Raw genomic sequence first — 13757 nt, 5'->3', positions numbered from 1 at the left:
CGCTGCCCTGTCTGCCCGCCGCCCCCGGCTCACCCCTCGTCCATGACGGGGATCGTGAACCTGAAGGTCGTCCCCACCCCCACGCGGCTCTCCACGTGGATCGTCCCCCCGTGCGCCGCCACGAGCTCCCGCGCGATGGCCAGCCCGAGCCCGGTGCCCTTGTAGCCGTTCCGCTGGCCGCGCCAGAACCGCTCGAAGAGGTGGGGAAGCTCGTCCTCCGGGATCCCCGGCCCCGTGTCGGCCACCGAGAAGACGACGTGCTCCTCCCCGCGCTCGCACCGCAGCGTGATCGCCCCCTGGGCGCCCGTCACCTGGAGCGCGTTGCTCAGCAGGTTGGTGAGCACCTGGAGCACCCGATCGCGATCACACGTGACCAGCGGGACGTCGTCGGCCGCCACGACCCCCAGCTGGATCCCCTTCTCCTGGGCCTGCGACTCGAACGTCTCGACCGCCTCCCTGCCGATCTCCCGCGGATCCTGCGGCTGCCGGCGCAGCGCCAGCCGGCCGGCGCGCAGGCTGGCGAAATCGAGCAGGTCGTGGAGCAGCCGATCCATCCGGTGCGCCGAGCGCTGGATCGCCTGGATCGCCTTCGTGTCGCCCTTCTCCCCCCGCGCCGCCGCGCGCTTCATCATCACGGCGGCCGCCGTGAGGATCGCGCTCAGGGGGTTCCTGAGGTCGTGGGACACCGTGGCGAGCACGTTGTCCCGGAGCTCGATCGCGCGCTGCGCCGCCTCGTACAGGCGGGCGTTGTCCGCGGCGAGCGCCGCCCGCTGCGCCAGATCGTGCGCCACCGCGAGGTCCGCCTCGTCGTAGACCCGGCCGGACCCCGCCGTCGCCAGCGTGATGCAGCCGAAGGTGCGGCCCCGCGCGACCATCGGGACCACCATGGCCGAGGTGATCCCGAGCGCCCCGGCGAACCGGCGGAAGGCGCCGTTCTCGTCGAGCGAGGCGACCAGCGGGTGCGACAGATCCCCGATGAGCTCCGGGCGCTCGCTGCAGAGGGCCCGCTCCAGCAGCGCGGCCAGCGGCGGCGGGGGATCCTGCTCGCGGAAGAGCGCCCGCGCCCTCTGGAGCTCCTCCGGGCCCGCGTGCGTCACCGTGATCCCGCGCGACTGCTCGAGATCCGGCAGCGTCTGGATGACGCACCAGTCTGCCAGCTCGGGGACCGTCAGGTGCCCCACCCGGTCGAGCGTGCCCTGGAAGTCGAGGGTGTCGCTGAGGGCCGCGCTCGCGGCGGCCAGGAAGCGCTCCCCCCGCTCGGCGCGCGTCCGCTCCGTGATGTCGAAGAAGGTCACGACGGCCGCCAACACGCGCCCGACCGGATCCCGGACCGGCGCCGAACGCACGAGGATCCGCCCCCGCGCGCCGTCGTCGCGGACGATGTCGATCTCCTCGTCGAGCACGACCTCGCCTGTCGTGATCGTCCGCGCGAGAGGCCAATCCCGGGCCTCGTATTGCCTGCCCGAGCGAGGGTCGAAGCCCTGGCAGACGGCGTATCCATCGACATTCTGGATCTCCAGGAGCGGCAGCCCGAAGATCGACCCGGCCTGGGGGTTCGAGAGGAGGACGCGCCCCGTCGGCGGCTCGGCGATGACGAGCCCCGCCGGCATCTGCTCGACGACGGTCGCGAGCAGGGCGCGGGCGTCGTCCGCCTGGCGCCGCGACGCGCGCTCCTTCGCGACGAGCTGCGCCTGCACGATGATGCCGGTCGCCCGGCTGGTCATCGTGCGCAGCATCAGCGCGTCGTCCTCGGAGAACTCCTCGGCGTTGCGGGAGCCGAGGATCGCGACGCCGATGGGGTGCCCCTCGTGGATCAGCGGCACGCCGTAGACGGCGCGCAGCCCCCTCGCCCGGATCTCCCGCGCGGTCACGGGCATGCCGCCGGCCGCGGCGTCGAGCGACGTGGGGCCGCGCAGCGCGAGGACCGCGCGGGCGAACTCTCGCGCCGCCTCGAGCGGGGGCCCGGGCAGCGGCCCGTCGTCGAGGCCCGCGGTCGCGTGGACCTCGAGGGCGTCCCCGTCCCCGAGCAGGACGATCGCCACGTCCACGGCGGCCGCCGCCTCCCGGGTGGCGCGGAGGAGCGCCTTCAGGAAGGCGTCCAGATCGCTGCTGCCGAGCGCGGCCGTCGAGATGGCGTCGAGCGCCTGGAGCAGGCGCACGCGCGCCGCCTGGTAACGGGACACCGCGTCGGCGATCGCCTCGTCGATCGTCCCGTTCAGCTGGATGAGCTCACGCCCCCCGGCCCCGTCGCCGTCCCGCTCCCAGAGCTCCAGGATGACGGCGCGGAGCGCCGCGTACTCCATCACGACATCGGCGAGGTCGTATCCGTGGGCCAGTCGGCTCAACGCGTGGAGCCCAGGGACCCCCCGGAGCTTCCGCTCGACCGCGGCCGCCGTGCCCGCGCTGCGCGTGCCCTCGGCGATGTAGGCGAGGAGGTCCGGGAGGTGGTCCGTCCGCCTCGGCGCTGGCAGCCGCCGCGCCGGGCTGAGCGCCTGGACTCGACGCTTCCAGGCATCCAGGAGCGCGTCGTGGTGGCGCTGGATGAAGTCGGAGAGCCGCTTTGGGTTCGGTCTACCGAGCAGATCCATCGGGGACCTCACGATAGCGCGAATCGTTGAGCACGTGTTCACCTCGCGCCGAATCGAACCGACGAATCGACGAGAGAGCGCCGCGCACGGGCGGAGCTTGCTCGCCGCGCGCGCCACGCTCCACGTGCCACGCGCCGCGAGCGCCACGTCGGCGCGGGTCAGCTCCGGATGCCTGGCGCCTCGTGTCCGCTCTGGGCGACATACTCCAGGTATCCCCCGCCATACACGCGCGGGCCGTCGGGCAGGAGCTCCAGGACGCGGTTGGACAGCGCGGCGAGGAAGCGGCGATCGTGCGAGACGAACAGCATGGTGCCCTCGAACGAGGAGAGCGCCTCGACGAGCATCTCCTTGGTCGCCATGTCGAGGTGGTTCGTCGGCTCGTCGAGCACGAGGAAATTCGGCGGATCATAGAGCATGATCGCGAGCACGAGGCGCGCCTTCTCGCCGCCGGACAGGATGCGACAGGGCTTGTCGATGTCGTCGCCGGAGAAGCCGAACGCGCCGGCGAGCGTGCGGAGCGAGCCGATCGAGGCCTGGGGGAAGCTCGCCACGATGGACTCCCAGACGGACCGGGTCGGGTCGAGGAGCTCCATCGCGTGCTGCGCGAAATACCCCAGCTTCACGCTCGCGCCCACGCTCACTCCGCCTGCGTCCGGGGCGGAGGCCCCCGCGACGAGCTTGAGGAGGGTGGATTTGCCGGCGCCGTTCACGCCCATCACACACCAGCGCTCGCGGCGGCGGATCAGGAGGTCGAATCCGTCGTAGATGGACCGCCCGCCGAACGACTTCTTCACCCCGCTGAGCCGCGCCACGTCGTCGCCCGAGCGCGGCGCGGGCTTGAACTCGAAGCGGATCGTCCTCCTGCGCTTCGGGGGCTCGACCTTGTCGATCTTCTCCAGCTTCTTCACGCGCGACTGGACCTGCGCCGCCTTGGCGGCCTGGGCCTTGAAGCGCTCGATGAAGCGCATCTCCTTCGCGAGCATCGCCTGCTGGCGCTCGTACTGCGCCTCGGCCTGCTGCTCGTTGACGGCGCGCTGCTGCTCGTAGAACTCGTAGTCGCCGGAGTAGCTGGTGAGCTCGCCGCCGTCGATCTCGATGATCTTGGTGACGATGCGGTTCATGAACTCTCGGTCGTGCGAGGTCATGACGAGCGCCCCGGCATACTGCTTCAGGTAGCCTTCGAGCCAGATGATCGACTCGATGTCGAGGTGGTTGGTCGGCTCGTCGAGCAGGAGCGCGTCGGGCCTCATGAGGAGGATGCGGGCGAGCGCGACGCGCATCTTCCACCCGCCCGAGAGGGCGCCCACGTCGCCGTCCATCATGGCCTGGCTGAAGCCGAGCCCCGCGAGGATCTCGCGCGCCTTGGCGTCGAGCGCGTAGCCGCCGAGCTCTTCGTAGCGGGCCTGGGCCTGCCCGAAGCGCTCGATCAAGCTCTCCATTTCATCCATGCGCTCGGGGTCGGCGAGCGCGGCCTCGAGCTCGCGGAGCTCCGCGGCGACGTCGGAGACCGGCCCGGCGCCGTCCATGGTCTCGGCGACGGCGCTCCTGCCCTTCATCTCGCCGACGTCCTGGCTGAAGTAGCCGATGGTGACGCCGCGGTCGATGGCGACCTGGCCGCCGTCGGGCGCCTCCTCCTTGGTGATCATCCGGAAGATGGTCGTCTTGCCCGAGCCGTTGGGCCCCACAAGGCCGACCTTCTCGCCGCGGTTCACCGCCGCGGAGGCCTCGAGGAAGAGGATCTGCTTGCCGTGCTGCTTGCTGATGGAATCGAGACGGATCACGAGGCGCACTGCCGCTGGGGGCGGCTCCTTTCCGCGCCCCCTATACCAGACGGCCCGTCGCGCGATGGGGCATTTCGCCCGCCGCCGTCGGCGCCGGCGCGCGCGCCATGAGCCGCCCGCGGTGAATCGATGCCTTGCTCGTCTTCTGGCGCATTCCGGGCGCATTGCACAGGAGCCCGTTTTTTTCTCTCCTGCTATGGGCGCGCTTTCTATCTATTTTTCGGGCTCATGCGCGCTTGATGTCGCGCGGCCGAGAGGGCAGAAGGCCCGGCATGAGCAAGGTCCAGATCCTCTCTTATGCCGGCTGCAGCACCTGCAAGCGAGCGCTGAAGTGGCTTGGCGAGCGCGGCATCGACGTCGCCGTGCGCCCCATCGTCGATGAGCCGCCGACGGCCGCCGAGCTCGCCCGGTGGGTCCCTGCGAGCGGGCTCTCGGTGCGCCGATGGCTCAACACGAGCGGGCAGAGCTACCGCGCGCTCGGTAAGGCGCGGGTGGACGCCGCGAGCGACGACGAGGTCGTGCGGTGGCTCACCGAGGATGGGAAGCTCGTGAAGCGGCCTGTGCTGGTGAAGGGAAACCGGGTGCTCGTGGGCTTCCGCGAGGACGACTACGCCGCGCTGTTCGGCTGAGGTGCTCGGCTGAGCCCGCTGTCAGGGGGCCGAGGTGAAGCGGCCTCCCCGGACCTGGCTCAGCTCGAACGAGCTCTCCGGATCCAGGTTGTTGTCCGTCGTGCCGTTGCGCGAGCGGCGGATCACGACGTCCACGTCGCAGCTCTCGGGCTCCCGCGAGCTGGTCGCCTCCAGCTTGCCCGCGTCGATGGTGTACGTCCCCGGGTCGCCTCCTACATCGAACGTCTTGGAGAAGATGCAGTCGCCCTTCACGTCGATCACCATGTCGTCCCCGGACGCGCTCGGCGACCACGCGATCGTGAGGTCCTCGCCGCGCGGGACTGGCTCTCTGGGCAGCGCCTCGAGGTCGAACGGATCGGGGAGCGTCCCCACGTTGTTCGTCGCGTCGTCGTCGTCCTCGTCGTCGCGGTCCAGCAGCACCTTGATCTCGGTGCCTCCTGCGCCGACGTCGACGCCGGCCTCGTAGACACCGGAGCTCTCGGCGGACATCGCGACCGCCTCGCCGTCCACGGTCGCCGAGATCCGATCTCCCGCGCTCAGGATGACGTACGTGTTGCTCTCGTCGCCGCCGGCCTTGAGGGTGGCCCGCACGGTCGTCGACGACGCGCTCTCGGCGATCGCCTCCAGGGTCGCCGAGATCCCTCCGGTCTTGATCTGCTGCGAATCGAGCGTCTCCGTGCAGCCTGCGAGCAGACCGGAGGCTGCGATCCCGAACATGGCCATCGTGGTCTTCGTGATCATGAGTTGCCCTTTCCTCACCGCCTCACCCGCCCGGGCGCGTCGGCCTGTAGTTTTCCATGGGATACTACGCTCGGTCGCGCCCCACGACGAGGCGCAAGGTTTCGACGGTGCGCGGTGGGGCCGTCATGGCTTTCCCCTGGACGTCGCATCACAGCGCGGCTTCGAGGCGGCGTGAGCGCGTGCCGCGCTGCCGTGCATGCGCGTGGGCCGCGCTGCCGTGCATGCGCGTGGGCCGCGCTACCGTGCGCGCGCCGCGCTGCCGTGCGTGCGCGTGGGCCGCGCTACCGTGCGCGCGCCAAGGCGGCGATCGGCGCGGGCCGGTTCACCACTGGCTGCGCACCACGACGCCGCCGCCGGTCGGTCCCGCGAGCAGCGACCAGCTCACTGCGCCTGCTTGCGGGCGGGGCGCGGCGCCGGCGTGCGCGCCGGTGGTTGCGCTGGCCTGCGAGCTGGACGAGGAGGGCTCCGTCAGGAAGAGCACGAGCGCCGTGCCGGCCAGCGCCGCCCCGGCGCCGAAGCCGATCGTGCTCACCAGCCCCAGGTCCTTCGCGCGCTGTCCAGCGGCCTTCCCTTCGGCGGTCTTGCATACCGCCCTGCCGGAGCCGACGTCGTCGCAGTCCTCATCCGCGCGGCGGCTCTCGTCGAGCGCCAGCCACCCCGTCACCCCTCCGGCGATCAGCCCGCCCAGGGCGAGCCCGCCCGTCACGTAGGCCAGCACGCGCCGGCCGCTGGTCCCGGACGGCGCCGGCGGCGTCCGCGACGCGCCCTCGTCGCGCTGCGACGGCGGCGAGGCGGACTGCTGAGGCGGCTGATCCGTCGGCGTCGCGGGCGGCGGCGTCTCGGGGAGCTTCACCTCGAGCTCGATCGTCTTCTGCTCCGACTTCTCGATCGTGAACCGCACCTCGTGCGTGGGCCCGCCCGGCGCCCTCGTCGTCACGACGTGCTCGCCCGGGTTGACGGGGAGCGCGATCCCGAGCGAAGGCCCCTCCAGCGTGATGCCGTCGCGCTGCACCTGCGTCCCCGCGGGCGCGTCGGCCGGCAGCGACAGCGTGAGCTGCGGCACGAGCGGCACGAGCGCGTCGCGCTGCTCGAGCACGATCTTGTAGCGATCGTACTGCTTGACCTGCTCGGACTCCGACATGCGGGAGTAGAGCGCGAGGAAGTCGTTGTAGCGCGAGACCGCTGTCGCGGTGCGGCCCCACTTGGCCTCGCACTCGGCGAGCGTGAACAGCCGCCCTGGGCGAGGATCGAGCCGATAGCTCTCGGTGAGGGCAGGGCAGCCCGTCTGGAACTTGCCGGCTAGCATGTCCGCGAGGCCCCGGTTGAAGAGCGACTCGGCCACGGCCACGGCGTCGGGCTGCGCGCTCGCCGGCGCGGCGATAGCAATGCTCAGTAATCCGCTCAAGACGGCGCCGGGCCAGAAGGTTCGCATCGGAGGTAACATGAGATACCTCCTTTGGGACCGCCCCAGGCAAAAAATCAGCGCGTTGTGGGTCGGCGCGACGCTCAGTCTGCCCCGTAGAGCGACTCCCGCTCCCGGGGCTTCGCCGCGGGGGCGGGGGAGGCGGTCGGCGCGATCTTGCGCCAGGCGCCGGGCGGCGGCGCCGGGGTGCGCGGCGCCGGCGATGCCTTCGCGCTCGCCAACACCTCGGGAGCGATCCCCAGGCTGCTGTTCGCGGGCGGCGCGGCGGCGGGGCTCGCAGACGCCGCGAGGTCGGTCGACCTGGGCGTGCCGGCCACGTCGGGGTGAGCGGCGCCCGGCGCGGCCTCGGGCGGCGTGGAGGGGGGCGCGACGGCCGCCGCCTGCGCCGCTTGCGCGTGCTCGGCGTTGCCGGGGGCCGGGGACCCGCCCTTGCTGAACGCGGCGAGCGCGATGGCGCTGCCGCCGACCAGGGCGATGGCCGCGATGGCAATCGCGGATCGGCTCCGCGGCGCTGCGGCCGCGCCGCTTCCGGTGCCGACCCTTGTCTCGACGCCCGTGGACGACTGGGCGGCCACCGGCATCGACGACGCGGGCCCCTGGTGCAGCTGGCTCATCCGCGGGATCGGCGTCTCCAGCCCGAGCAGGCGCGACGACCTGACCGTCATGGGGGCGATGTCGAAGACCTCGGCGAGCGCCTCCACCGTGGACAAAGCGGTCGGGAAGCGCGCCCCGGGCTCGCGCGCCGTCGCCTTCGCGAACCACGCGTCGAAGCCCGGGGGCAGCTTCACCCCCTCCTTCTCCGCGCGCACGGACGGGGGCTCCTGCGGGCCGTGCATCGCGATCACCGCGAACGCCAGCGAGTTGCTGTACTCGCGCATGTCGTTCAGCCAGTAGGCCTTGCCGACGAGGGCCGTGTACGCGATCATGCCGAGCGCGAAGAGGTCCACGGCCCGCGTGATCGTCTCGCCGCTGAACTGCTCGGGCGCCATGTAGAGCGGCGTCCCGAGGGCGGCGGTGTTCGCCCCTTCGACCGCGGTCTCGGCGACCAGCTTCGCGATGCCGAAGTCAAGCACCTTGATCCGGATCTCGTCGTCGTCGTCGCTCGCCGCGAGGAAGAGGTTCGCGGGCTTCAGATCGCGGTGGACCACGCCGGCCGCGTGCGTCTTGTCCAGGGCATGCGCGGTCTGGCGCAGGTAGGCGATGGCGTTCTCAGGTGGCAGACGCCCGCCGCGGCGGATGCGCTTGCTGAGCTCCTCGCCGCGGAGCAGCTCCATCACGAGGAACGGCATGCCGGTGTCCAGGTCGATCCCGGCGTCGAACACCTCGACGATGTGCTCGGTCGCTATGCGCGCGGCGATGCGCGCCTCGAGCTTGAACCGCGCGTGGAACTCGGGGTTCTCGGCGAGGTGCGGGTGCATGACCTTGAGCGCCCGCCGGCGATCCGTCTCGATGTGGACGACCTCGTAGACCGCCCCCATCGCACCCGTCGCGATGCTGCGCACGACGCGGTACCTACCAGCGAACAGCATCCCCTCGTTGAAGTTCAGCGACATAGTCTCACCCGCGTCGAACGAGGTTACACCACTTGGTCGGACGACCGCACTCGTTAACTTGCAGACCTTACAAACTTGCGGAGCGTGAGACTCCCCACATGGGCATTCCCAATGTAGGGCGCGTTCGTTGGATCTGCGCGCACCAGGCAACAGGTAAGCGCCCTGCGCTGACCGGCGCCGCTCGCGCCGCCCGCGCGGAGCCTCGACGGTCGTCGCTCGTCTCGTCGGCGCGAGAAGATCCAGTGATTCCGTGGGTTAGGCGTCTCTGCAGCGGTGGTGTGGCGCCCGTCCGTCCCGTCCGTTCCGACCGTTTTTCACGACAGACACATCGACATCGTCAGACATCGTCAGAGGCACTGTCAGCGGTCAGAGCACGAGGACCGCGAGCAGCCGGGGCCCGTGGAACACGTCGAACCCGCCGATATCGAGCTTGCGACCGATCGTGTAGATCGTCTCGTCTCCGCGCCTGGTCGCGCGGATACTCGATATGATACCCTGGCCGATCGCCTCCACGTTGTAGGACAGCTCGGTGAGCAGGCGGAGCCGGCTGAGGTACGAAGTCAAGCGGAGCCGGAGCCCCACCGACACGTTGCCGGAGAACGCGATCATCGTCGCCTCGTCGACCTCGGGCCCGACGCCGGGGACCGCGGGATCCGCGGAGAAGGCGTAGCGCACCGGGCCGGCGCCGCCGTAGAGGCCGAGATCGCCGAACGGCGCGAGCCGCGGCCACTCGCCGTTGCCCATCCGCACGCTGAAGCCGCCCTGGTAGAACCGCGACGTCGCGCTCTGGGCGGGGCTTTGCCGCTCGAAGACGTAGACGTCGCCCTCGCCCGGGTCCCGCTCGCGGAGCGCGTAGAAGATGCGGGGGAGCTTGTAGTCCATGTACCTGAAGCCCACGAGCAGCTCCTCGAGGTAGAGGTCGTCCGCGGCCTCCGGGAAGAGCTTCGTCACGTCGAAGCCGACGTCGATCTGGCGGAGCAGGAGCTGGAAGGGCGCGCTGGCGACGGCGCCGGCGTCGCGGTCGGTCGCCGGATCGACGGCGAGCTCGGTCACGTTCCCGGCGGTGAACCGCGCGATCTTGAGGCTCGTGCTGACGCCTGCGAGGTCGGCGCCGATGTCGAAGACGTCGCTCGCGAGGCCGTTCAGCCCGAGCAGCCTGCCGAGCGAGCCGTCGTACCGGATGTCGCCGCCCGACGAGAACAGCCGGTCGGTCTTGAAGCCGGCGTTGAGGCGCGCGGCGTCGCGCACGTGATCGAAGTCGTACGTGAGCAGCGCCCGGCCGCCCACCATGAACACCGGATCGACGTCGTAGGCGAGCCGCCGCGTCCTGCCCCGGTAATCGTTGACGCCGCCGGAGGAGCCCGCGCTCGCGAGCTGGTGGAAGAATAGGAGCTCGACGTCGCCCTTCAGCTTCAGGTGGACGGCGTCGAGGCTGATCGCCCGGCCCTGCTCGAGCAAGCCCTCCTGCGCCTCGAAGCCCGCCGTGTCCTCGAGCGGCGTCCGCGCCGGCGCGGAGAGCGCCTCGGCGCAGGCGGAGAGCGCCGCGCGCTGCTCCTCGAGCACCCTGGAGATCGCCTCTGCGCGCGCCACGGCGGCCCTGGTACCGGGCTCGTCCCGCGCCACCCGCCGGGCCTGCTTCACGACGTACGGCGCCACCGCGAGCGCCTCGATGTGCATGCGCAGGAGGAACGACAGCACATGGAGCGCGTCGCGCGCGATCGTCCGGGCGGGCTCCTGCCCTGCGCTCGCCGCGCGGAGCGCGATCGCGGCGCCGGCGACGTCCCGGTGCGCTCCGGCGAGCGCCCGCCGCCGCGCGGCGGCCCTCGCCTTCGCGGCGGCGATCTCGGGCGTGTCGGGGGCGCCGAGGGGCCTCCCGGCCGAGAGCCGCTCGACGTCCCGCTCCTCGGCGGCGAGCGCCCGCGCGTGCTCCGCGAGCGCCTGCCATGCGGCCGGCAGGCGGCTCGCGGCGCTGGCGGCCCCCGCCTCGCGCGCCGGCGCCGCGAGCGCCGCGAGCGCGTCGAAGAGGCGCGCGAACGCGGGCGGCGCGCCTCGCTCACCGCGCGCCGCCGCGCGCGCGAGCGCCTCGTCGAGCTTCGCGCGGTAGAGCTTGGCGAGGGGGACCTCGTGCTCTCCGTCGTAGGGGGGCGTCTTCTCGAGGCGCGCGCGGAGCCGCTCGCCCTCGTCGTCGTCGAGCCGGAGCGCCGCGATCCACGCGTCTCCCGGGGAGTACGGGGTGCTCGAGAGGACCTCGTCGGCAAGCCAGGCCGCTCGCTCCAGATCGGCGGCGCGATCGTCGATGATGGCGCGGCGGGCGTCCTCGTTCGCGAAGGCGCGGGCGGCGCGGACGTTGTACGCGGCGGGCCCGCAGGCCGAGGCTGCTGAGGCGAGGAGCAGGAGGCGTGCGAGCGCCGGGCCCGGTCGCATCGGCGAGAGCGTACCATGACGCGCGAGCGCACTGGACGCCGCGCCGCCGGCCTGCTCAGAATGCGCGCCCGTGGCTCCCAGCCGACCCAGCGAGATCGACGGCGCGCGGGCCTGCGGCCTGCGATTCGCGGCTCGCGGCTTGCTGACCCGTCGTCCTGGCCGCGCAGCACGGCGGTCGCTGGCGGCGAAAGAGCCACGTGTGAAGGAGAAGAACCGGGATGAATGATGCCACATCCAGCTGCGACATCGGCATGATCGGGCTGGCCGTCATGGGCGAGAACGTCGCGCTCAACATGGCCGACCACGGGTTCAAGGTGGCCGTGTACAACCGCACGGTGCAGGTCGCGAAGGACTTCGTCGCGAGGAACCCGAGCACGCCCGGCGGCCTGGTCTACTGCGAGACGCTGAAGGACTTCGTCCGCGCGCTGAAGAAGCCGCGCAAGGCGGTGATCCTGGTCAAGGCCGGTCCGCCGGTGGACATGGTGGTCAAGCAGCTCATCGAGGCGGGCGTCGAGCCGGACGATATCGTCGTCGATCTGGGCAACTCGCTCTGGACCGACACCATCCGCCGGGAGCAGGAGTACGCGAAGCAGTGCAAGTTCTTCGGCTCGGGCGTCTCCGGCGGCGAGGTGGGGGCGCGCTTCGGCCCCTCGCTGATGCCCGGCGGCGATCCCGCGTCCTGGCAGCACCTGGAGCCGATCTGGCGCGCGATCGCCGCCAAGGTCGATCCGGCGACCGGCAAGCCGATCGAGGGCGCGTCCCCCGGCAAGCCGGTGGAGGGCGGGGTCCCCTGCACGGCGTACATCGGGCCGAACGGCGCGGGCCATTACGTGAAGATGGTCCACAACGGCATCGAGTACATCGACATGCAGCTCATCTGCGAGGCGTACACGCTCCTCGACGGGCTGCTCGGGTTGTCGAAGGACGAGATGTCTCGAGTCTTCTCCGAGTGGAACAGCGGAGATCTCGACTCGTACCTCATCCAGATCACCGCCGACATCCTCCAGCAGAAGGACCCTGTCCAGAAGGACAAGCCGTTTGTCGATTTCGTCCTCGACACGGCGGGGCAGAAGGGCACGGGCAAGTGGACGAGCAGCAACGCGCTCGACATGGGCATCCCTGCGAACGCCATTGCGGAGGCGGTGTTCGCCCGTTGCCTCTCTGCGCTGAAGGACGAGCGCGTCGAGGCCTCGAAGCACCTCTCTGGCCCGACCCCGACCCCGGTCGCGGACCGCCAGGGGACGATCACGGCGATCCGCGACGCGCTGTATTGCTCGAAGATCTGCGCCTACGCGCAGGGCTTCCAGCTCATGGCGGCGGCGCAGGCCGAGTACAAGTGGAAGCTTGATTTCGGCACGATCGCGAGCATCTGGCGCGGCGGCTGCATCATCCGCGCCCGGTTCCTCCAGAAGATCACGGAGGCGTACACGCGCAACCCTGGCCTGACGAACCTGCTGCTCGATCCGTACTTCAACGATCAGATCAAGCAGGGTCAGGCGAACTGGCGCAAGGTGGTGTCGATCGCCGCGCAGAACGGCGTCTGGGCGCCCGCGTTCATGTCGGCCCTGTCGTATTACGACGGGTATCGCGCGGCCCACCTGCCTGCAAATCTCCTGCAGGCTCAGCGAGACTACTTCGGCGCGCACACCTACGAGCGCACGGATCAGCCGCGCGGCAAGTTCTTCCACCTCGACTGGCCGCACCCCTCCCGTCCTCAGCTGGACATCAAGGGCACCGGCGGCGGGCACTGACGCCCCGCGCGATTCCCGTCCTCAGGGTACGAAGTCCGTCTTCCTCCACCCCACCATCGGCCACTACGTAACGTAAACGTAGACGTAAACGTAAACGTAAACGTAAACGTTTACGTGGTCGTGGTCGTGGTCGTGGTCGTGGTCGTTCACGGCCTACCGTTGACGACCACGACCACGACCACGACCACGACCACGACCACGACCACGACCACGACCACGACCACGACTACGTAAACGTTCGGATGTAGGAGAACGCGGCGCGAAGCTTCGTTAGCGTCTCCTCGGGCCGGGCTTCCGGCGAGGCCCCCCTCAGGTGAGGCTGATCCGCGGCCGCAGGTTCTGCTCGCGCAGGAACGGCTCCAGGTCGTCGACGATGTCGAGCTGCACCCCCGCCAGGCTCATCGCCGCCGCGATCGTCTGGATCCCCATGCGCCCGAGCTTGTTCATCTCCGGGGGCGGGCGGACGACGATGTGCTCGATCTTGTCGCGCACGTTGAGCCCCCACTGGGTCAGTATCACGCGCGCCTCGCTCTCGTACCGCACCATGAGCGCCATATCGTAGATGAAGAACGCCCGCTCCCCCGGGCGCATGACGCCCACGAGCTTCTGGTACGCGTCGACCGAGATGAACCGCGCCGCCTCACCGGTCGCCACCGTCTCCCGCAGGAGCTGCACGACCATGCCCGCCGGCTGCGTGATCCACACGCCGACGCTCCCGGTGTCATCGAGCAGGTGCGGCTGCCTGCGGAACGCGAGTCTGCGGTTCGACGGGAGCATCTCTCTAAAGACAATAGCCATTCCGGCTACCGGGGCCCGCCCGCGACGACCGGAAGCGCCCCACCCGCCCGACCGGTCCGGTCGAGGCGA

Annotated in this window: 9 protein-coding genes; 2 read left to right on the top strand and 7 right to left on the bottom strand. The window is 70.8% G+C overall.

The window, feature by feature from the left end; translation table 11 throughout:
• Positions 1-29: 29 nt before the first annotated feature.
• A complete protein-coding gene (locus WMF29_RS32625) occupies positions 30-2600 on the bottom strand; it encodes an ATP-binding protein (RefSeq protein ID WP_437324027.1) in 2571 nt (856 codons plus the stop codon).
• 146 nt (positions 2601-2746) lie between these two features.
• The gene (locus tag WMF29_RS32620) at positions 2747-4369 is read right to left on the bottom strand and encodes an ABC-F family ATP-binding cassette domain-containing protein (protein ID WP_437324026.1); all 1623 of its coding nucleotides are present in this window, start codon (positions 4367-4369) and stop codon (positions 2747-2749) included.
• A gap of 272 nt (positions 4370-4641) precedes the next feature.
• Between WMF29_RS32620 and WMF29_RS32615 the strand changes: the two genes are divergently transcribed.
• The gene (locus WMF29_RS32615; protein ID WP_437324025.1) at positions 4642-4998 is read left to right on the top strand and encodes a Spx/MgsR family RNA polymerase-binding regulatory protein; all 357 of its coding nucleotides are present in this window, start codon (positions 4642-4644) and stop codon (positions 4996-4998) included.
• Positions 4999-5019: 21 nt separating this feature from the next.
• Here WMF29_RS32615 and WMF29_RS32610 read toward each other — a convergent pair whose 3' ends face one another.
• From WMF29_RS32610 to WMF29_RS32595, 4 genes are all read right to left on the bottom strand, one after another.
• Entirely contained in the window at positions 5020-5739 is a 720-nt protein-coding gene (locus WMF29_RS32610) for a hypothetical protein (RefSeq protein WP_437324024.1), read from the bottom strand.
• Between the two features lie 322 nt (positions 5740-6061).
• Positions 6062-7144 (bottom strand): hypothetical protein, encoded by a 1083-nt coding sequence (locus WMF29_RS32605; protein WP_437324023.1) that lies wholly within the window; start codon positions 7142-7144, stop codon positions 6062-6064.
• A 101-nt stretch (positions 7145-7245) separates the two neighbouring features.
• On the bottom strand, positions 7246-8715 hold the full coding sequence (locus WMF29_RS32600) for a serine/threonine protein kinase (RefSeq protein WP_437324022.1): 1470 nt from the start codon (positions 8713-8715) through the stop codon (positions 7246-7248).
• A gap of 366 nt (positions 8716-9081) precedes the next feature.
• Positions 9082-11139 carry a hypothetical protein gene (locus WMF29_RS32595; RefSeq protein ID WP_437324021.1) on the bottom strand — a complete coding sequence of 686 codons (2058 nt, stop codon included), beginning with the start codon at positions 11137-11139 and terminating at the stop codon, positions 9082-9084.
• A gap of 218 nt (positions 11140-11357) precedes the next feature.
• Here WMF29_RS32595 and gndA point away from each other — a divergent pair, with 218 nt between their 5' ends.
• Entirely contained in the window at positions 11358-12890 is a 1533-nt protein-coding gene (gndA, locus tag WMF29_RS32590; protein ID WP_437324020.1) for an NADP-dependent phosphogluconate dehydrogenase, read from the top strand.
• Positions 12891-13199: 309 nt separating this feature from the next.
• Here gndA and WMF29_RS32585 read toward each other — a convergent pair whose 3' ends face one another.
• Positions 13200-13667, bottom strand: a complete 468-nt coding sequence (locus WMF29_RS32585) for a hypothetical protein (protein ID WP_437324019.1) — start codon at positions 13665-13667, stop codon at positions 13200-13202.
• Between the last annotated feature and the right edge of the window lie 90 nt (positions 13668-13757).

Source organism: Sorangium sp. So ce381 (genome assembly GCF_051473845.1).
GTDB classification, from domain to species: Bacteria; Myxococcota_A; Polyangia; order Polyangiales; family Polyangiaceae; genus Sorangium; species Sorangium atrum.
This window is presented reverse-complemented; position numbering and strand designations above follow the sequence as displayed.

What these genes read in the sequence shown, in the direction of transcription:
- WMF29_RS32615 (WP_437324025.1), top strand. Translation starts at nt 4,642, where the DNA reads ATGAGCAAGGTCCAGATCCTCTCTTATGCCGGCTGCAGCACCTGCAAG.
- WMF29_RS32610 (WP_437324024.1), bottom strand. Translation starts at nt 5,739, where the DNA reads ATGATCACGAAGACCACGATGGCCATGTTCGGGATCGCAGCCTCCGGT.
- WMF29_RS32600 (WP_437324022.1), bottom strand. Translation starts at nt 8,715, where the DNA reads ATGTCGCTGAACTTCAACGAGGGGATGCTGTTCGCTGGTAGGTACCGC.
- WMF29_RS32595 (WP_437324021.1), bottom strand. Translation starts at nt 11,139, where the DNA reads ATGCGACCGGGCCCGGCGCTCGCACGCCTCCTGCTCCTCGCCTCAGCA.
- gndA (WP_437324020.1), top strand. Translation starts at nt 11,358, where the DNA reads ATGAATGATGCCACATCCAGCTGCGACATCGGCATGATCGGGCTGGCC.
- WMF29_RS32585 (WP_437324019.1), bottom strand. Translation starts at nt 13,667, where the DNA reads ATGCTCCCGTCGAACCGCAGACTCGCGTTCCGCAGGCAGCCGCACCTG.